The sequence below is a fragment of the Fulvivirga sp. genome (assembly GCF_040220315.1).
Taxonomy (GTDB): domain Bacteria; phylum Bacteroidota; class Bacteroidia; order Cytophagales; family Cyclobacteriaceae; genus Fulvivirga.
On record NZ_JAVJUY010000269.1, the window covers coordinates 1 to 18,259 of the forward strand.

The following is an 18,259-nucleotide window of genomic DNA, read 5'->3' on the forward strand; positions in this document are numbered from 1 at the left end:
TCGTTCTGGAAACTACTAACGTTGTTACCGCTTTCTCATTTCCTCCTGATACAGTAATGGAGTTATCAAACACTTTACCTGTTTGGAAAAAATCCTTCACGTTGTCAGGATATGCCTGGTATGGAACGGTTGTTCCCCAAATATCCTCAAACCCAATAACTCCATCATACCAGTGTGGAATAGTCGTTCTTGAAGCATAAGGTTTTGCTCCTACAAAAGGAGCGCCCCATGAACCGTTTGCCTGCTGATAGGCGAAATTGGTTCCTGTACCATAGGAATTTTGGTAGTCTGGTAAGTTGGCTACTTCTTCAATAGCAAAGTTGGAGCTAAAAGAAATCTCCAATCCCTTTCTTCCGGCTCCTGCACTACCTGATTTTGTAGTAATAACAATTACACCATTCGCAGCTCTTGTTCCATAAAGGGCGGCTGCTGCTGCTCCTTTTAGTACGTTCACTGACTCAATGTTGTTAGGATCTAAATCTTGGAAACGACTACCAGAAGCTCCTCCTCCAGTTAACTGATCGTTATTAAAACCATCACCTGTAGTATTAGTTGAATTATTATATGGAATACCATCCACAACAAATAACGGCTGGTTGTTTCCTAATAAAGAGGAGTTACCACGAATGGTGATTCTTGTAGCACTACCTGGTGCACTACTTGATCCACCGATGTTAACACCAGCTACTTTTCCTTGCATCGCACGTAGTGGATCTGGCTCTGAAACAGCTGAAAGCTTATCCCCTCCTACTCTTTCTACACCATAGCCTAATGCTTTTGCTTCTCTTTGGATACCTACCGCTGTTACCACAACTTCTGAAAGTTGCTGAACATCCGGTGACATCTGGATATCAATTACTGATCTAGAACCGATAGCAACTTCTTCAGTAGCTAAACCAATAAATGAAAATACTAACGTACCACCATCGGAAGGTACACTTAACTTGAAGTTACCATCAATGTCGGTAACGGTACCTGTGGTTGTACCTTTTAGTACAACGTTAACACCGGGTAGAGATGAACCATCCTCGATAGAGGTGACTTTTCCCGACACAGTGCGCTCTTGAGCCCACGAATCGCTGAACGCGAATGCGAACATCAACATGAAACTAAGCAGTAAAAACTTCTTCATATTGTAATGTTTAGGTTAAAAATTAAAAATAGTTTGCCTTAAACTTAGAATAAAATTCGGAAAGGATAAACAATTCAAATAAAAAAATAATGCGTTTTACGGTAAAAGGGAAACAAAATATAAGTCACTACGTATTACACTCCCCCATAATGGGGGATGTGCTTGAAATGATCAAAATTTAACTACTTTAAATTCTATTCTTCGATTGAGGGCTTTGTTTTCTTCCGAATTATTTGGGACCAGAGGGTTATTAGCACCTTTACCCTTAGAATCAAGCCTATTTTGATCGATTCCTGCTTTTATCAAAAAATCAATGACACTGCGGGCTCTTTTTATTGATAATTCTTTGTTGTAGCTATCTGTACCATCGTTATCGGTGTGGCCTACTATTTCTATAACTATCTTCGGATTATCCTTTAAAAAGGATATTACTTTTTTTAACTCCGTCTTAGAGTTATCCTTAAGTATGTAGCTGTCCGTATCAAAAAAAATATTATTCAATCTTGTGGTTACATTCTCTTTTAACGGGCTTAGCAAGATATCCATTTTTACAGGTGATGAACCATTACGTTGACCCATCTCAAATGTGTAGGTATTAAAAAGGTATGATTTTGCATTTGCATAGAGTGCGTATTCAGAACCTTCAGTAAGTACCATCAGGTATTCGCCAGTAATTGAGTCCGAGCTTACTACGGATATCCTTTGATCTTTAATCAAATCAAATAATTCAATTCTTGCCTTGATGGGTTGTTTGGTATTCGCATCCCTAACAATACCATAAACGTATGTTGCTTTATTCTTTAATTCATAAACTTCAGATAAGTCAAACTCATATAGTACCCCCTTTTGTATTGAATTAAGAGACTCGTTAGAATAATAGCCTTTATCTCCTTTTGAAGTTATGAATAATGAAACCTGGTCTTCCCCATTATTAATTGGTGAGCCTATATTGACAGGTTTAGTCCAACTTCCATTTTCTTTTTCCGAGCTATATAAATCAAATCCTCCAAAACCAGGCAAACCATTAGTAGCATAATACAAGGTGAGGTCATTGGGATGAATAAATGGAGAAACCTCTTCTTGGACAGTATTAATCAATGGACCCATGTTCTTTGGCTTTGACCAAATATCATCATCACCTTTATCGGATACCCAGATATCACGACCACCAAGTCCATTTGGTCGGTTGGATATAAAGTAAAGTGTTCTGCCATCTGCTGAAAGACTGGGCTGGGATTCCCAATACCTTGAATTTACATTGGGACCCAAATTCTCTGGCACTGACCACACACCGCCTTCCTTCTCACTTATATATAAGTCGCAACTGCCATAACCATTTCTACCGTAACATGATGTAAATATTAAAACCCTGCCGTCCGCAGAGATTGTACACGTACCTTCATTAAACTGAGAATTGATATTTGATGAAATAGATTCGGGAGCTGACCACTGGCCATTTTGATCTAGCTTACATACTACTAGATCTTCATCATCATTAGGTGTGTCCCCTAACCTTCGTGTAAATATTAATGACTTACCATCAACAGTAACCACAGGAAAATACTGCATCGCGAATGCATTGACGGTATCCGATAATGGTCTGGGATTAAATGAAACTTCCTTCTTATAATTATCTATAGCAAACCTGGCATTTGAGAGAATTGTATTCGCCTCATTCACCCTTTGTGAGTTACGAGGATTGTAGGCCAGGTATTTATTAATATAATCAATCGCTTGTTGATAATCATTCTTTCTTAAATACAGCTCACCTAATTCAAAGTACGATGGGCCATTATTCTCACCCTTTAGTTCAATTACTTTTAGAAAAAGTGATTCTGCCTTATCTAGTTCACCTTGAGCCTTATAAATAGTTGCTAATCGAAAATAAGCTTCATGGAATTTTTTGTCTTTATTAATAGATTGCTCTAAAAGGTTAATGGCCTGTGAATACTGCCCTCTTACTCTGAAGTTATCTGCTTCGATATAAAGTTCGGCAGCTTTCTTGGATTTAGTACTTAGGCGCGATTGTGCATGTGACTGATAAACACAAAAACCAAGACAATATATAATAAGGTGTATTTTCCACATAGATTTTTAAATCTATGCATCCAAAACGAAAATACCGAATTTATATTTCTGTTGTAATAGTGCTTTTTGTAGTAGCTGCTTTTAATGTATTCATTAAAAGTGAAGCGATGGTCATAGGCCCTACACCTCCCGGAACAGGAGTGATAAAAGATGCTTTCTTTTCAACTTCATCAAAGTCAACATCTCCACTCAACTTATAGCCTCTGTCATTATCATCGGTAGGAATTCTTGTGATACCCACATCTACCACAGCCACACCTTCCTTCACCATATCACCAGTGATTAATCCCGGTTTGCCAGTAGCCACAATTAATATATCTGCTTGTTTTGTATAATGAGCTAGATCAATTGTGTGAATATGGCAAACCGTTACAGTCGCATATTCATGATATGCCATTATTGAACTCATGGGGGCACCTACAGTACGGCTGTTACCTACCATCACGCAATGTTTTCCTTTAATATCTACCTTATACCTTTTTAACAACTCAACAATACCAAAAGGGGTTGCCGGCAACAGACCAGGATGTTTTGAAGTAATACGACCATAGTTCTCATTCGTAAAACCATCAACATCTTTATGAGGCAATATTCTATCAGTGACCTTTGCTGCAGAAATGTGCTCAGGTAATGGTAATTGCACAATTAAACCATCGATATCTGCATCGGCATTAATTCTTTCAATCTCCGTCATCAGTTTGGTTTCAGAAATTGTAGATGGAAAGTTCAAGAGTGTGTATTCAAATCCTACTCTCTTACAGGCTTTGATTTTATTATTGACATATGTCTGACTTGCACCATCGTCACCTACTAATATTGCTGCTAAGTGAGGGGCTTTTTTATTTTTCGCTTTTAGGGCGTCAACTTCCGATTTGATTTCTTCTTCGATTTCTCTAGAAACCTTTCGTCCGTCAAGTATTGTTGCCGACATAATGTTTTAATCTAATTTAAGTACTGCCATGAACGCCTCTTGTGGTATTTCAACATTACCTACCTGACGCATTCTCTTTTTACCCTTCTTTTGTTTTTCTAGTAGCTTACGTTTTCTCGAGATATCACCACCATAACATTTCGCCAATACGTTTTTACGCATCGCTTTTACTGTTTCCCTGGCGATAATTTTCGTGCCAATAGAAGCCTGTATTGCTATCTCAAACATTTGACGAGGAATCAAATCCTTTAGTTTTTCACACAGGCGTTTTCCCCACTCGTAGGCTTTATCCCTATGAACGATAGCAGAAAGCGCATCCACTTTCTCACTATTTAACATGATATCCAGTTTAACCATCGATGACTGCCTGTATCCTATAAGCTCATAATCCAAAGAGGCATAACCTCGAGATAATGTTTTCAATTTATCGAAGAAATCGAAAACGATCTCAGCCAATGGTAATTCAAATGTTAATTCAACTCTATTGGAAGTGAGATAAACCTGATTCTTGATAATACCTCTTTTATCAATACACAGACTAATAATATTACCGATGTAATCTGCCTTACTTATAATTTGAGCTCTAATAAAAGGCTCCTCAATATGAGAAACCGTATTTGGCTCAGGCATTTCTGATGGTGCATTAATATTGTACACTGAACCATCCGTTTTTACTGCATGAAACTGAACGGAGGGAACAGTAGTAATTACCGTCATGTCAAACTCACGCTCGAGCCTTTCCTGCACAATTTCCATGTGAAGCATTCCTAAGAATCCACATCTAAAACCAAAGCCAAGAGCCGCTGAAGTTTCCGGTTCCCAAATTAATGAAGCATCATTTAACTGAAGTTTTTCCATAGAAGCACGAAGCTCCTCAAACTCACTGGTATCAACCGGGTAAATACCGGCAAATACCATGGGCTTTACATTTTCAAAACCCTTAACTGCTTTGCAAGGACGATCTGTGTGTGTAATGGTATCACCAACTTTTACTTCTTTGGCCACCTTTATTCCAGATATGATATAGCCAACATTACCTGCACTAATTGAGTTTTTTGGCTGCTGCTTGAGTTTTAATACCCCAATTTCATCGGCCTCGTAGGTTTTGTTGGTATTCACAAACTTTACCTTGTCGCCTTTCTTTAACGTGCCGTTAAAAACCCTGAAGTAAACCTCAATTCCTCTGAAAGGGTTAAATACTGAATCAAAAATCATGGCCTGTAAAGGTTCATCCGGGTCACCATTTGGCGCAGGAATCCTTTCTATGATAGCCGACAGAATATTATCGATACCAATACCTTCTTTAGCACTTGCGTGAATAACAGATTCTGGATCGCAACCAATGAGTTCTACGATTTGATCTGTAACTTCCTCCGGCATAGCGCTAGGAAGGTCAATTTTATTTAGAACCGGGATAATTTCAAGGTCATGCTCCAGTGCCAGGTATAGGTTAGAAATGGTTTGTGCTTCAATACCCTGTGCCGCATCTACAATAAGCAATGCCCCTTCGCATGCCGCAATGGAACGTGAAACTTCGTATGAAAAATCAACGTGTCCCGGAGTGTCAATTAGGTTTAGGGTATAATCTTCTCCATTAAATTTATAGTCCATCTGAATGGCATGCGACTTAATGGTTATCCCTCTCTCTCGCTCCAAGTCCATATCATCAAGCAACTGCTCTTGCATATCCCTGTCGCTCACCGTACCTGTCGCCTGCAATAACCTATCGGCCAGGGTACTTTTACCATGGTCGATATGTGCTATGATGCAAAAATTTCTTGTGTTCTTCATGTGTATTGTTGAATGTTCAACATTCTTGTGGAATTCATTGCATTTTTATGCATCCTCTATTGATAACAAAATGAATAAAAATGTCCTCCTTTCATACGAGACTAATCCCTTATGCTCTAATTTTGACCTGCAAAAATAGTAATTAATTAGCTGGAAAAGAACAACGCCAACCAACATATATTTTATGGCAGAAATGAATATTGCAGATAAGAAAAAACAGAATAATATTTCAGAATATATCATCCATATGTATCAGACTGAAGATCTGATAAGGGCCTTTGAATGTGACATAGAAAAGGTAAAAGAATATGTATTAAAACATATTCCAGCAGGGGGTAGTACGAAAGTTGAATTGGAAAAATGGTATGAGCAAATTTTAGCTCAAATGGAGAAAGAAGATATACTTGAGAACGGTCATTTACAGGAAACACAGCTGATTGTTGCACAATTAGATGAGCTCAAAAATGAATTAAAGCAATCTGACAAAGAGTTTAAGGCTATTTATAAAAAAGCAGCAACCCATATCCAGCAAATGCTACAACTAGCTGAAGGAAAAATAACAAGTGAAATTCAAATTTGCCTCAATGGCGTTTATGGTTTACTCATTGCAAAAATTAACGGCAGGGAAATTCCTGAAGAGTTTAGGGAATCAATAGAGGAGTTTGGCAATGTGCTATCGTACCTAAGCTATAAATACAAGCAAAAACATTTTATGAGTGATAATTAGTTGTAACGGTTTGGTTTTAAAACGGCTAAGTATTGATCGTTATCGTCAGTAAAAACTATCTCACAACTCCAACCGTTCTTGGCTGCTTCCGATTGTAACAACTCAGAGTGTATATATAACCAATTGAACCAATCGCCAAGAATTCCTTCATATTCATAACAGAACTCCACCTCGCCATAGTATCTGTTCTTGGGCATCTCTTCAGCGATATAGCTCACATCGCTAGAATCAACAATTACCTGTCCGTCTTTTTTGAGAAGCGATTTTAAACTATTCAGAAATTGAGGGATATTTTCGAGTTTTTCACAAAGGCCAAAGCCATTCATCATCAACAAAAGAGTATCAAACTTTTCGGTGATGTTCCGATAATCATCACAAATGATGTTTTTAGCTCCTTCATGTGACATGATATAACAGCCCACCTCAGACGTTTCTACTGCTGTTATATCAAAACCATTATTATGTAGGTTTAAGGTAAGTGCCCCTGCGCCTGCGCCAATGTCAAGTATCGACCCTTTACATAAACTTAACGCTTTGATCTCCAAATCTGTAAAATCATACTCTTCCCTGAAAAACACCTCTACAGGCATTTTTTCGGGGTTTCCGTAGTTATTATGGAGAGTTAATTCAGAGCACGTACCATTGTAATACAGATCGTGCAAGGCGGCATCAAATGGGTTCAAATCAGGAAAGGTATTGTTCCGCTCTTTTTTTAATATCGTTTTTATCTACTGATTTGGATGGATCCAGATAAGTTGTAGAAACTAAGTCGAACAGTGCTTCTTCGTTATAACCTAGTTTTTTGATTACCTGCCAGCAGAACTTCATTTCTTCTTTATCAATTCTGCCATCGATTTTCATTACCATCACAAGATTGGTCATTAATTCTATTTTTTCTTCCCTGGAAAAAAGCTCTACCGAAGGTATGCCACTATCGGCTCGAGTTTGATCTATTATTTTTTCAATATCCTCAGAAGAAACATTGGAAGAAGTGCCTATTTGCCTGATTAATTCCAACTCGGCCTGATCGGTTTCACCATCTATTTTGGCCATCATTACCAAAATATTTAAATGCGGATTTTCTTTTAAGGGCATAGATCTGATATTATGACATTAGTGAGGCAATTTAATAAATCCTGATAAATAAACCTTTAGTTTTAAGTTGATCAACACCGAATGAATTTTCTTGCGCACATATATCTATCCGGAGATAACCAAAAATTAATGGTGGGCAACTTTATGGGTGATTTTGTGAAAGGAAGCAGTTTTGATCATTATGATGAAATTATAGTAAAAGGCATTTGGCTTCACAGGGCTATTGATGAGTACACTGATAACCACAAAATAGTAGCTAAAAGTAAAGATAGGCTAAGAGCTAAATACCGACATTATTCAGGGGTTATTGTAGATGTTTTTTACGATCATTTTCTTGCTAAAAATTGGCCGAACTATCATCCTGAAAAACTATTGAGCTTTACAGAAAAAGCATATGCCATTTTAGCTTCCTACAAGAACATAATGCCTTCCAAAGCGCAGTATGTTTTACCCTATATGATGGAAGGAAATTGGCTGTACCATTATGCCAAAACAGAAGGAATTCACAAGTCGCTCTCAGGTATGGCCAGAAGAACTAAATACAATTCTAAGATGGAAGAGGCCGTGAATGACTTGAATGAACATTACGAGGATTTCGAAAAGGAATTCACCCTGTTTTTTAGTGATTTAAAAGATTTCTGCTCGAATTGGATAGCTAAAGAATTGACTTAATTTTGCAAAAAATATTTTTGCATGAATAACGATCCAGAATTAAACGGTAAATACTTAGGTTCAATTACACAAGACTTTGCAGTGGTTTCTGATACGCTGAAAGAAGCTTCTTACCAAATAAGAAAGAGGGGCTTTTCTGAACATCCGGTATTTGCTATTGCTAAGTTCGATCAACCTATTGGTCAACTTCTAATTGCCAAAGAAGACCTTGCTGTTAATTGGAATTATAACGCCTCTTTTTTGAACGAATTTGTACAGCGAGAAATAATAGCCGAGGATAAAATAGATGAATTCAAAGCCAATTATAAAGACCCTGATGAATTTTGTTGTCTTTTTGTGATTGACGACAACTTTACCAAATTTGTTTTTATCCCTTATCCGGAAGATTAATCCTTTTTATAGTGGTTCCAACCTTGTGCCTTAATATCGATAAGGTTTTCTTGTTTGGTCACCATTTTGCAGCCCTCAGAAAATTCCTTTACATAGCCTATAAAGTGGATGTCTGCATGGTTTTTTAGCTTCTCATAATCATCTTGATTGATGGTGAAGAGGAGTTCATAATCCTCACCGCCATTGAGTGCTGCGGTGGTGGAATCAATACCTAATTCATAACCGGTATCGTACGTCTGCTTATCAATAGGCAACTTCTCTTCATAAATTTGAATGCCTACTTTTGAATATTTTGCCAGGTGCATCAGCTCTGAGGCCAAACCGTCAGAAACATCTATCATTGAAGATGGAATAAGTTTTAACTCTGCTAGCTCATGAATGATATCCATTCTGGCAACTGGCTTCAACTGTCGCTGAACGATGTATTCATATTTATCTAGTTGAGGCTGCATTTCCGGGTTAGATAAGAACACCTGCTTTTCTCTCTCCAACACTTGCAGGCCTAAATATGCAGCTCCAAGATCGCCTGTAACGCAAATGATATCTCCTTTTTTGGCTCCTGAACGTCTTACAACAGACTTTTTACCTGCCTGGCCTAATGCAGTGATTGAAAGCACCAATCCACTTGCTGATGAGCTCGTATCACCTCCAACGAGGTCAACCTTAAAATCTTCACACGCCTTTAAAATACCTTGATAAAGTGTATCAACAGCTTCCAAAGAAAACCTATTACTAAGGCCTATATTTACAGTTATTTGGGTAGGTATACCATTCATTGCCGCTATGTCAGAAACATTTACTGCCACTGCTTTATAGCCCAAATGTGCCAATGGCATATAAGACAAATCGAAGTGAACACCTTCAAGCAGCATATCGGTAGAAACTAATAATTGTTTGTCTTTAGCATCGATAATTGCAGCATCATCACCAATGCCTTCCACCGTGGATTTGTTCTTATTTTTAGTGCTATTTTTTATACGTTCGATAATTCCAAACTCTCCTAAATCACTTAATTCAGTCCTTTTTTCAGCCATTTTTTATCAAAATTTTATGTGCAACTCATCGGCCATTACCGCGGTTCAGCGATGCAAAGTTATACTTAATCTAGTATCGCTCATTGTCTTGGTGACTAAAATGCGTTTCGGGCGTATTTAATATCGAAACAACAACCGAATAAAGAGATGAAAGGTATAATTGCAGAAATATTGGTAGTTGCGCTTATGTTAGTTCTTTTTGCATCATGTTCCCCGAAACATCAATTTCAAACAAGGTCGGGGAAAAAGAAACTAAACTATTATAATAACATTCAATATGACAGGGGGTCTGTCTCCACTTACAAGAAATTTAAGAAGTAATCTCCTGGCATAATTCCACAAGAACACCATTAGTAGATTTTGGGTGTAGAAAGCAAACCAACTTGTTATCTGCACCCTTTTTGGGCTTTTCGTTTAACAGAATAAAGCCTTCTTTTTCTAATCTTGCCATTTCAGCTTCTATATCTGTAACATCATAGGCGATATGATGAATGCCCTCCCCTTTTTTTTCAATAAACTTAGCTATCGGTGAATTTGGGTCTGTAGCTTCAAGTAATTCAATTTTAGATTCGCCCATTTTGAAAAATGAAGTATTTACATTTTCTGATGCTACTTCTTCTTTTTTATACGGTTGTGTATTAAGCAATGATGCAAACAATTTGTTTGAAGTTTCAAGACTTTTAACAGCTATTCCAATATGTTCTATTTTGTTCATCGGTTGTTTTTATCTTTGTACTTACAATAGAAGTTTAAAGTTTGAAACTTTTTGCCCTTGTGAAAAGTTTTAGATTAAATTTATTTCTCCAATGCAGGAAAAACCATAATTATGATGGAGACAGCAAACGACATACATGTAGAGGCCGCCCGTATTCAAAAAGATATAAAAAGCTATTTGGGGCTAAGAAGCAATGCCCTAATTTTTGAATACAGCAATTTTGAAGGAAAAGTAAAGTTGGATTTGATTACGATCAACCCAAGACACAATCAGTCTTTCCTGTTTCATTCAGTATTAGGCTTTGATAAAGTGGACGCATTGAAAAAGATGCTCACCTACATTGAAAATTATAAGGAGAAAGAAAGTTCTTATACTATTCAGTGGATAGCGAATAATGAGAATAAGGAGTTACACACTTCTTATTTTAGGGCAAGTAGCATTTACGATGCGCTTGACAAGCTGTATTATGGCAGAGACAGTAATACAATTACCGTTTTTAGTGTAGTATTGAATCCAGTAGCTTAATTTTGCAATTATGATAAGTGTAACAGACAAGGCGAAAGAAAGAATTATCGAATTGAGAAATCAGGAAGGAAAAACTGATGATAATAACATCCGTGTATTGGTACAAGGAGGTGGATGCTCAGGCTTAATGTATGACCTTAAGTTTGACTCAGCCGTTGAAGATTCTGATGAAGTATTTGAAGATAAAGGAATCAAAATTTTAGTCGACAAAAAAAGTTTGTTGTATTTGTTAGGAACAACCCTTGATTTCTCTGATGGATTGAATGGCAAAGGTTTTCAGTTTATCAACCCGAACGCTACAAGGACATGTGGTTGTGGTGAGAGTTTTGCAGTTTGATTTTTAAAATTAGTAGATATAAAAACCTCCTAAGCTTTTTGAAGCTGTGGAGGTTTTTCATGTTTTACCCACCGCTGACCGCTCCCAAGAGGGGAATATACATTTCATTAATCCATTGTGGCGATGCACTTCAGCTCAATAGCAATAGGTGTAGGTAAAGAGCTGATTTCCACTGTAGTACGGCATGGCTGGTTGTCTTTAAAATACTCGGCATAAATGGCATTGTATTTTTTAAAATCTGCCTTCATATTCGTTAGAAACACGGTTACATCCACCAGTTTGTCCCAGCTACTTCCTGACGCTTCTAATACCAAACGTACATTTTCAAAAACTGAGTGACACTGAGCCTCTATATCATACTCAACGATATTTCCTTCACTATCTAACGTAACACCGGGTATTTCTTTTGTGCCTTTTTTTCTGGGCCCAACACCTGACAGAAATAATAAGTTACCCACCTTACGTGCGTGAGGGTATAAACCTACCGGTTCTGGTGCTTTGTCCGAGTTTTTAATGCTATCGCTCATACTTAAGAATTCATCAAATCTTCAATCTCATCAGCTTCTATTGGGATATTGCGCATCAGATCAAACGTTCCGTCCTTGGTGATTACAACATCATTTTCAAGCCTAACACCAAGACTTTCTTCTCGGATGTAAATACCTGGCTCGACAGTAAACACCATGCCTTCCTTCATTTTTTGATAAATGTTAGGTACGTCATGCACATCTAACCCAATGTGGTGTGAAGTGCCGTGCATAAAGTACTTTTTGTATGCCGGGTTTGAAGTATCCTGATTTTTAATATCGGTTTTATCAATTAAACCAAGTCCCAATAATTCATTCTCCATTAATTTGCCCACTTCTTTATGATATTCGGGAATCACATTTCCGGGTCTGAGCATTTTAGTTGCCTCTCTTTTCACTCTCAAAACGGCATTATAAACTTCTTTTTGTCGCTTTGTAAACTTGCCGTTTACCGGAATGGTACGTGTCATATCTGCATTGTAATTGGCGTATTCTGCCCCCACATCCATAAGCAACAAATCGCCATCTTTGCACTCCTGATTGTTATCAATATAATGCAAAACGCACGCACTATGCCCCGATGCCACAATGGGTGTATATGCAAACCCTCTTGATCGATTTCTCACAAATTCATGCAAGTATTCAGCTTCTATTTCGTATTCCATTACACCTGGCTTAACAAACTTAGCCACTCGCCTGAAGCCCTTTTCAGTAATGTCACAAGCTATTTGCATCGCATCAATCTCGAATTGGGATTTAGATGTACGCACATTATGCATGAGTGGTGCGGACCTTTCGTATTTATGAATTGGATATTTGTTCATACACCAATCTAAAAATCTTCTGTCCCTGGTCTGAACTTCTACAACGGCTCTAATATGTTCATTGGTATTGAGGTAAACATACTCTGCCTCCGCCATTAACGTATTAAAAATACTTTCGAAGCTTGAAACCCAAACGATGTTTTTAATTCCTGAAATCTCCTGTGCTTCCTCTTTTGTAAACTTATGCCCTTCCCAGATGGCAATGTTTTCGTTGGTTTCTTTTAGAAATAGCACTTCAGAGAAACTTTTATCATAAAAATCAGGAAACATTACCAATATGCTTTCCTCTTGGTCTATGCCTGAAAGGCTCAATAAATCATTATTCTGACGGAAGACCATCGTGCCATCTGCATTGGTAGGCATAATATCATTAGAGTTAAAAACCGCTATCGAATTCGGCTTCATTTGCGCTACAAACTGCTTTCTATTTTGGATGTAAAGTTCTTTGTTGAGAGGTGTATATTTCATAATGGCTTATTAATCTAAATTTCGGTAGAAGTTAAATTCTGCTAAATTTAACATCATGAATAAAATTAAACTTTTGATTTATGCCCTGATGCTATTTGCAGGCACTTTGCGGGCGCAGCAAAAGTACTGGATATATCTAAAAGACAAAACGGTCAGTATCGAGGAAATCAGAAGCACTGCTTGCGTGCTAAATACAGCTCCAATAATCATTTCTGACTGGCTTAAAGCCTATTCAAGTTCTCTGACTCATGAACAAATCAACAAGCTAAATGAACACCCGTATGTTGAACAATTAAGGCCTGTAGGCAGCCAACTTATTGCACATAAAATTGATATTGAACCCTATCCGCTTCACAAATCCCTTGATCAAATTAAGGCCGATACCCTCATAAAAATGGGCATTCATGGTAAGGGTATTAAAATAGGAATTATTGATGCCGGCTTCCTCAATGCAGATAATAATAGATATCTAAAAAAGGCCATTGAACTAGGACAGGTAAAAGGCTATAAAAATTATATTGATCCGGAAATAATAAATCCATTTGAGGGCACCACTATGAATAATGATAATCATGGTACGGAGGTATTCCAATTTGTTGGCGGTAACTACGAAGATTTATATACCGGTTTAGCCACTCAGGCAGCTTTTTACCTGGCACGAACGGATAGGTCGGAAAGTGAATATCATGCCGAAGAAGACTATTGGGTTGCTGCACTAGAATGGATGTATAGGCAAGGCGTTCGGTTAGTAAACTCTTCGTTAGGATACAGCGATGGTTTTAGTGAACCAGATACCGATTATTTACCAGCGAACGTTGATGGTAAATTCAGCGCTATAACCAGAGCAACAGATATTGCTATCAATGAAAAAGGGATGACCATTGTTCTTTCAGCAGGTAATGATGGCAATAAAGATTTTAAAATAATTTCAATACCTGCAGATGCAAAAGGCTCCATTGCTGTTGGTTCTACAGGCTACAGGTATTGGGACAGGTTAGATTACAGCTCCATTGGCCCTGAACATTTGAAAATGGTTAAACCAGATTTTTCTTGTTATGCATCAGGGGGCACATCTTTTTCGGCACCTATAATTACCGGTTTAATTGCCTGCATGAAGCAACTAAATCCAGACATCACGAATGATGAAATTATTACGTTACTCGCAAAATCATCGCATTTGTACCCATACCCCAATAATTACCTGGGTTATGGTGTGCCTGACGTAAAAAAGTTGCTAACGCTAATGGCTGATAAGAATAAAAAGGTTTGGGATGAAGTAAAAATTACTGCAGCGGATACACTAACCATTGAATTACCCAAGAGCTACAACATCATGGCATTCCATAAAAAAAATAGCTATATCGTTGAGAAACAAGAAAAGCTGCGGTGGCGAGATAACAAGGTTTTTGTCGAGCGGCCAAAGGACGTTCAATTCACATCTGTAACAAACGGTAGCAAAGTTTGGGAGGTTGAATGGGTGGATTAAATGCTTTTAAAGCGATTGTCAAATAAGAATTCCTCCGTACCTAGTAATTTTATCTTCTTAAAATCTTTATGCTGGGGATTAATTAAGTAGTTAGACTCTTCAGGTATAATCACCGAAGGCACTTGCATAACGCATGTTTCTTGCAAAGCAGCCCATTTATCACCGATTAGTCTGGTGTGTTGTTGTGATTTGAAAGTATGACAGTTTTTCGGCAACTCATTTGCACCAACCTGTTTAATGACCATTGTTTCAGGAATTTCAATCACCAATGTTCTGAATTGCGCATTCAGACCTTCACCGCCTCTATGCACTAAGTTTTCTAAACAGGCCAAAGACCTTGAAGATGCCGTATAAATAACAAACGTTCCCGCAGAATTCCATCTGGCAGGCCTGCCTGATGCTACAATTTTATTGGCAAATTCTGCATGAACAATGCGATATACGATCATGCAGTATCTCCATATTTGATACGATCTAACTCATCTGATATTAGATCTATACCATCAGATGTTTTTATCAAATCAAAGGGAATATAACCCCCGAGCCCATAAGCGGATTTTGACATCCAATTTATAAATGAAGACCTATCACCAAAAACAGCTACTCCTTTATGGTAGAGTGCTACTAATTTAAGCATGAGCTCGCTTCTTATTGGGCTAAAATTTATATTGTTAACCTGATACTTATTAATTGTTTTGTGGGTTAATTCTATCACTTCTGCCAAGTAATTAGTATGGCCATAAAGTTTTACTACATCGTTAAAAATAGTTGCTGAAACGCCTTTTTGAGCAGAAAGAACAATGGTTGTAGGATCGGTAATTTTTGATCTGTACCTGCCGTATATGACCTGTGGTTCATTAGCTTCCATATTTCCGAGCGTTTATTCTAATGTACGGAAATATTTCCAAAAAAGTTGGAATTTTTTCTTAGCAAAGCTCAGATAGTTCCAACCATCGTAATTCCTTCGCATCTAAATCACTCTTAGCCTTTTCAAGTTCTTCACCCCAACCTATCAACTTAGCATGATCTGTTTCACCAGAAATGAGCAGTTGTTCTATCTCGGCTATTTTCTTGTTAAGTTTTGCAATCTCCGATTCCAGTTTTTCAAACTCACGTTTCTCATTATATGAAAGTTTGCGTTCTGCTTCTTTCACTTTTTCTGTTTTGTCTTTATTTTCCACTACTTCAGGCTTACTTTCCTTTTTCGTAAAAGCTTTAGACTCCCTGTAAATCGAATAATTGCCTGCAAAATCTTTGATGGGCTTGCCTTCTTCAAATACAAACAAATGTTCTACCAGCCTATCCATAAAGTATCTATCGTGCGAAACAATAACCAAACACCCCTGAAACTGATGTAAAAACTCTTCTAAAGTTCTGAGTGTAATTAAATCCAGATCATTGGTTGGCTCATCGAGAATTAAAAAATTGGGTCTTGCCATTAATACTTTTAGCAATTGCAGCCTGCGCTTTTCTCCCCCACTCAGGTTATCTACATAATCATACTGCGCTTTTGGAGCGAAATTGAATTGAGTTAAAAGCCGAGAGGCAGACATCTCTTCTTTTCCGATGGTAATATATTCAGCCACTTCCTGAACTACCTCAATCACCTTCATACCTGGTTTGAAATTGGGCTCAGCCTGTTCGTAATAACCAAAAACAGTAGATGGTCCTTTATCCACTTTGCCACTATCTGCGTGCAACTTGCCTGTAATTATTTTTAGAAAAGTGGACTTTCCAGACCCGTTATGACCAATAATACCTATTCTATCCCCTTTTTTAAATGTATAGCTGAAATCTGTAATAAGCTTTTTATCGCCAAAAGATTTATTTAAATGCTCCAGTTCCAACACTTTTCCGCCTTGCCTTCTTTGCTCGATATCTAGGCTCACCTCACTCTTAGACAGATTCACATGCGCTTTTTTCTTTGTTTCTTCAAAGGCATCTATTCTATATTTAGCTTTTGTGCCTCTTGCCTTCGGCTGCCTGCGTATCCACTCAAGTTCAGTTTTATATAGGTTTCTGGCTTTTTCCTTTTCCGATTGAGCTATTGTCTCGCGTTCTGCTTTTTTATCGAGGAAATACGAATAGTTACCAGAGTATGTATAGACCTGCTGATTATCCAATTCAATAATCTCATTGGTTACATTTTCCAAGAAATAACGATCGTGGGTAACCATTACAATGGCCATTTGGCTGGAGGCTAAATACTTTTCCAGCCATTCGATAGCTTCCAAGTCAAGGTGGTTGGTGGGCTCATCAAGAATTACCAAGTCAGGCTTTTCCATTAGTGCTTTGGCCAAGCCCACTCGTTTCTTCTGTCCGCCCGACATGCTGGAAATAGTTTGTGATAGATCTTCAATGCCCAACTTGCCCAAAATTTCCTTAATCTGAGATTCAAATGTCCAGGCATCGGCCTCATCCATTTTTGTCATAAGGTCTGTGAGCTTTTCCATTGATTTAGGGTCAGTCTCCGCTCTGGAAAGATGGTACTCATACTCCTCAATTAGCTTGGCCATTTCTTGATTGCCGGCCAAAACCGCCTCAATCACATGATCGGTATCAAATTCAGGCTGCTGTTCCAGGTAAGCAATACTCACCTGATTATTTACAACCACCTCGCCTTTATCGGGCACATCTAAACCGGCCAGAATTTTAAGCAGCGTAGTTTTTCCACTGCCATTTACACCCACAAGCGCCACTTTTTGGCCCTGGCCTATCCCAAAAGTTACATCTTTAAAGAGAACCCTTTCTCCAAACGATTTGGAAATGCTATCAACTGACAAGTAATTCATAGGCGCAAAACTAGCTAAATAGTATCTAGCAACATTTAGGAATTATTTTTAACTTGTATTCAAATCATAAAAATCAAACCAACATGAAAATTTTAAAATTTATTGGACTCGGCTTAGTTGCAATTATTGTTCTGGCAGTAATCTATGCCCTTTTTCAACCTAAAGAAGGTAGTATGGAGAGGTCTATAGTTATTGAAAGAAGCCCAGAGGCTATTTATCCTGTAGTTACCACCATGAAAAGCTTTAATGAGTGGTCGCCCTGGTTTACCATTGATCCTGAGACAAAATATACCTACGAAGGCCCTGAAAGTGGTGTAGGAGCAAAAATGTCTTGGACAAGTGATCATCCTGATGTGGGTGCTGGTTCTCAATGGATCATTGAAGCAGAAGAGAATAAGAGCGTAACATTACAGCTAGACTTTGGTTTTGCTGGTGGCTATTATTCAGATATGTATTTAAAACCAGTTGAAAATGGCACAGAAGTTACCTGGACGTACAGATATGAAGATTTAGACCTGATGGGTGCATTTTTTACTGCAGTAATGGATGCTGAAGGTATGGTAGGTGATCAGTACGTGACTGGTTTACAGCAACTAAAAGAATATGTTGAATCTCAGCCAATGCCAGAGCCGGCAGTGGAAGAAGAAATGATGGAATCTGACTCTACGGCTATGGAAACTGAGGAAATGGCCGAAGAAGAATAATTATTGAGGATATTAACTGAA

At 37.9% G+C, this 18,259-nt stretch carries 20 protein-coding genes; 7 read left to right on the forward strand and 13 right to left on the reverse strand.

The features are described 5' to 3' along the window. From RLO81_RS13120 to lepA, 4 genes are all read right to left on the reverse strand, one after another. A partial coding sequence (locus RLO81_RS13120) for a carboxypeptidase-like regulatory domain-containing protein (RefSeq protein ID WP_350112299.1) occupies window positions 1-1,132 on the reverse strand: 1,132 nt, incomplete at its 3' end. Window positions 1,133-1,303: 171 nt separating this feature from the next. Then, the gene (locus RLO81_RS13125) at window positions 1,304-3,220 is read right to left on the reverse strand and encodes an OmpA family protein (RefSeq protein ID WP_350112302.1); all 1,917 of its coding nucleotides are present in this window, start codon (window positions 3,218-3,220) and stop codon (window positions 1,304-1,306) included. A gap of 40 nt (window positions 3,221-3,260) precedes the next feature. Next, complete coding sequence (locus RLO81_RS13130; RefSeq protein ID WP_350112305.1) at window positions 3,261-4,151, reverse strand: bifunctional 5,10-methylenetetrahydrofolate dehydrogenase/5,10-methenyltetrahydrofolate cyclohydrolase; 891 nt, start codon at window positions 4,149-4,151, stop codon at window positions 3,261-3,263. A gap of 6 nt (window positions 4,152-4,157) precedes the next feature. Further along, window positions 4,158-5,942, reverse strand: a complete 1,785-nt coding sequence (gene lepA / locus RLO81_RS13135; protein WP_350112308.1) for a translation elongation factor 4 — start codon at window positions 5,940-5,942, stop codon at window positions 4,158-4,160. 184 nt (window positions 5,943-6,126) lie between these two features. Between lepA and RLO81_RS13140 the strand changes: the two genes are divergently transcribed. Further along, the gene (locus tag RLO81_RS13140; RefSeq protein ID WP_350112310.1) at window positions 6,127-6,669 is read left to right on the forward strand and encodes a DUF4924 family protein; all 543 of its coding nucleotides are present in this window, start codon (window positions 6,127-6,129) and stop codon (window positions 6,667-6,669) included. On the opposite strand, the gene RLO81_RS13145 is transcribed toward RLO81_RS13140, so the two are convergent. Together RLO81_RS13145 and RLO81_RS13150 are read right to left on the reverse strand one after the other, a co-directional pair. Beyond that, window positions 6,666-7,352 (reverse strand): class I SAM-dependent methyltransferase, encoded by a 687-nt coding sequence (locus RLO81_RS13145; protein WP_350112313.1) that lies wholly within the window; start codon window positions 7,350-7,352, stop codon window positions 6,666-6,668. The two genes, RLO81_RS13140 and RLO81_RS13145, sit on opposite strands and share 4 nt — an antisense overlap. A 1-nt stretch (window position 7,353) precedes the next feature. Continuing rightward, window positions 7,354-7,764: a tellurite resistance TerB family protein gene (locus RLO81_RS13150; RefSeq protein WP_350112316.1), complete on the reverse strand. Its 411-nt coding sequence runs from the start codon at window positions 7,762-7,764 to the stop codon at window positions 7,354-7,356. A gap of 81 nt (window positions 7,765-7,845) precedes the next feature. On the opposite strand from RLO81_RS13150, the gene RLO81_RS13155 reads away from it, so the two are divergent. Both RLO81_RS13155 and RLO81_RS13160 read left to right on the forward strand, forming a co-directional pair. Then, complete coding sequence (locus tag RLO81_RS13155) at window positions 7,846-8,436, forward strand: acyl carrier protein phosphodiesterase (protein ID WP_350112318.1); 591 nt, start codon at window positions 7,846-7,848, stop codon at window positions 8,434-8,436. 21 nt (window positions 8,437-8,457) lie between these two features. Then, entirely contained in the window at window positions 8,458-8,826 is a 369-nt protein-coding gene (locus RLO81_RS13160; RefSeq protein WP_350112320.1) for a hypothetical protein, read from the forward strand. Here the strand turns inward: RLO81_RS13160 and thiL are convergent. Continuing rightward, window positions 8,823-9,860, reverse strand: coding sequence for a thiamine-phosphate kinase (gene thiL, locus RLO81_RS13165; RefSeq protein ID WP_350112323.1), 1,038 nt, complete (start codon window positions 9,858-9,860; stop codon window positions 8,823-8,825). The genes RLO81_RS13160 and thiL overlap by 4 nt on opposite strands. Before the next feature lie 310 nt (window positions 9,861-10,170). Then, window positions 10,171-10,575 (reverse strand): methylmalonyl-CoA epimerase, encoded by a 405-nt coding sequence (gene mce, locus RLO81_RS13170; protein WP_350112326.1) that lies wholly within the window; start codon window positions 10,573-10,575, stop codon window positions 10,171-10,173. Between the two features lie 111 nt (window positions 10,576-10,686). On the opposite strand from mce, the gene RLO81_RS13175 reads away from it, so the two are divergent. Together RLO81_RS13175 and RLO81_RS13180 are read left to right on the forward strand one after the other, a co-directional pair. Further along, window positions 10,687-11,100 carry a hypothetical protein gene (locus RLO81_RS13175; protein ID WP_350112329.1) on the forward strand — a complete coding sequence of 138 codons (414 nt, stop codon included), beginning with the start codon at window positions 10,687-10,689 and terminating at the stop codon, window positions 11,098-11,100. Window positions 11,101-11,110: 10 nt separating this feature from the next. Next, complete coding sequence (locus RLO81_RS13180) at window positions 11,111-11,437, forward strand: HesB/IscA family protein (protein WP_350112332.1); 327 nt, start codon at window positions 11,111-11,113, stop codon at window positions 11,435-11,437. A 107-nt stretch (window positions 11,438-11,544) separates the two neighbouring features. Here RLO81_RS13180 and RLO81_RS13185 read toward each other — a convergent pair whose 3' ends face one another. Next, window positions 11,545-11,964 carry a RidA family protein gene (locus RLO81_RS13185; protein WP_350112335.1) on the reverse strand — a complete coding sequence of 140 codons (420 nt, stop codon included), beginning with the start codon at window positions 11,962-11,964 and terminating at the stop codon, window positions 11,545-11,547. 2 nt (window positions 11,965-11,966) lie between these two features. Further along, a complete protein-coding gene (locus RLO81_RS13190) occupies window positions 11,967-13,256 on the reverse strand; it encodes an aminopeptidase P family protein (protein WP_350112338.1) in 1,290 nt (429 codons plus the stop codon). 55 nt (window positions 13,257-13,311) lie between these two features. Here RLO81_RS13190 and RLO81_RS13195 point away from each other — a divergent pair, with 55 nt between their 5' ends. After that, window positions 13,312-14,742: a S8 family serine peptidase gene (locus RLO81_RS13195; RefSeq protein WP_350112341.1), complete on the forward strand. Its 1,431-nt coding sequence runs from the start codon at window positions 13,312-13,314 to the stop codon at window positions 14,740-14,742. On the opposite strand, the gene RLO81_RS13200 is transcribed toward RLO81_RS13195, so the two are convergent. Genes RLO81_RS13200 through RLO81_RS13210 form a run of 3 tightly spaced genes read right to left on the reverse strand, consistent with a single transcriptional unit; the run spans window position 14,739 to window position 17,534 of the window. Beyond that, window positions 14,739-15,191, reverse strand: coding sequence for an RES family NAD+ phosphorylase (locus RLO81_RS13200; protein WP_350112344.1), 453 nt, complete (start codon window positions 15,189-15,191; stop codon window positions 14,739-14,741). The two genes, RLO81_RS13195 and RLO81_RS13200, sit on opposite strands and share 4 nt — an antisense overlap. Then, complete coding sequence (locus RLO81_RS13205; RefSeq protein WP_350112347.1) at window positions 15,188-15,610, reverse strand: Xre family toxin-antitoxin system antitoxin; 423 nt, start codon at window positions 15,608-15,610, stop codon at window positions 15,188-15,190. The genes RLO81_RS13200 and RLO81_RS13205 overlap by 4 nt, the downstream gene beginning before the upstream one ends. 58 nt (window positions 15,611-15,668) lie before the next feature. Next, entirely contained in the window at window positions 15,669-17,534 is a 1,866-nt protein-coding gene (locus RLO81_RS13210) for an ABC-F family ATP-binding cassette domain-containing protein (protein WP_350112350.1), read from the reverse strand. A gap of 83 nt (window positions 17,535-17,617) precedes the next feature. Between RLO81_RS13210 and RLO81_RS13215 the strand changes: the two genes are divergently transcribed. Beyond that, window positions 17,618-18,238, forward strand: coding sequence for an SRPBCC family protein (locus RLO81_RS13215; protein ID WP_350112353.1), 621 nt, complete (start codon window positions 17,618-17,620; stop codon window positions 18,236-18,238). The last annotated feature ends 21 nt before the right edge of the window (window positions 18,239-18,259 follow it).

Coding starts and splice junctions, on each gene's coding strand:
- RLO81_RS13125 (WP_350112302.1), bottom strand. CDS start 3,220: ATGTGGAAAATACACCTTATTATATATTGTCTTGGTTTTTGTGTTTAT.
- RLO81_RS13130 (WP_350112305.1), bottom strand. CDS start 4,151: ATGTCGGCAACAATACTTGACGGACGAAAGGTTTCTAGAGAAATCGAA.
- lepA (WP_350112308.1), bottom strand. CDS start 5,942: ATGAAGAACACAAGAAATTTTTGCATCATAGCACATATCGACCATGGT.
- RLO81_RS13140 (WP_350112310.1), top strand. CDS start 6,127: ATGGCAGAAATGAATATTGCAGATAAGAAAAAACAGAATAATATTTCA.
- RLO81_RS13150 (WP_350112316.1), bottom strand. CDS start 7,764: ATGCCCTTAAAAGAAAATCCGCATTTAAATATTTTGGTAATGATGGCC.
- RLO81_RS13155 (WP_350112318.1), top strand. CDS start 7,846: ATGAATTTTCTTGCGCACATATATCTATCCGGAGATAACCAAAAATTA.
- RLO81_RS13160 (WP_350112320.1), top strand. CDS start 8,458: ATGAATAACGATCCAGAATTAAACGGTAAATACTTAGGTTCAATTACA.
- thiL (WP_350112323.1), bottom strand. CDS start 9,860: ATGGCTGAAAAAAGGACTGAATTAAGTGATTTAGGAGAGTTTGGAATT.
- mce (WP_350112326.1), bottom strand. CDS start 10,575: ATGAACAAAATAGAACATATTGGAATAGCTGTTAAAAGTCTTGAAACT.
- RLO81_RS13175 (WP_350112329.1), top strand. CDS start 10,687: ATGATGGAGACAGCAAACGACATACATGTAGAGGCCGCCCGTATTCAA.
- RLO81_RS13180 (WP_350112332.1), top strand. CDS start 11,111: ATGATAAGTGTAACAGACAAGGCGAAAGAAAGAATTATCGAATTGAGA.
- RLO81_RS13185 (WP_350112335.1), bottom strand. CDS start 11,964: ATGAGCGATAGCATTAAAAACTCGGACAAAGCACCAGAACCGGTAGGT.
- RLO81_RS13190 (WP_350112338.1), bottom strand. CDS start 13,256: ATGAAATATACACCTCTCAACAAAGAACTTTACATCCAAAATAGAAAG.
- RLO81_RS13195 (WP_350112341.1), top strand. CDS start 13,312: ATGAATAAAATTAAACTTTTGATTTATGCCCTGATGCTATTTGCAGGC.
- RLO81_RS13200 (WP_350112344.1), bottom strand. CDS start 15,191: ATGATCGTATATCGCATTGTTCATGCAGAATTTGCCAATAAAATTGTA.
- RLO81_RS13205 (WP_350112347.1), bottom strand. CDS start 15,610: ATGGAAGCTAATGAACCACAGGTCATATACGGCAGGTACAGATCAAAA.
- RLO81_RS13210 (WP_350112350.1), bottom strand. CDS start 17,534: ATGAATTACTTGTCAGTTGATAGCATTTCCAAATCGTTTGGAGAAAGG.
- RLO81_RS13215 (WP_350112353.1), top strand. CDS start 17,618: ATGAAAATTTTAAAATTTATTGGACTCGGCTTAGTTGCAATTATTGTT.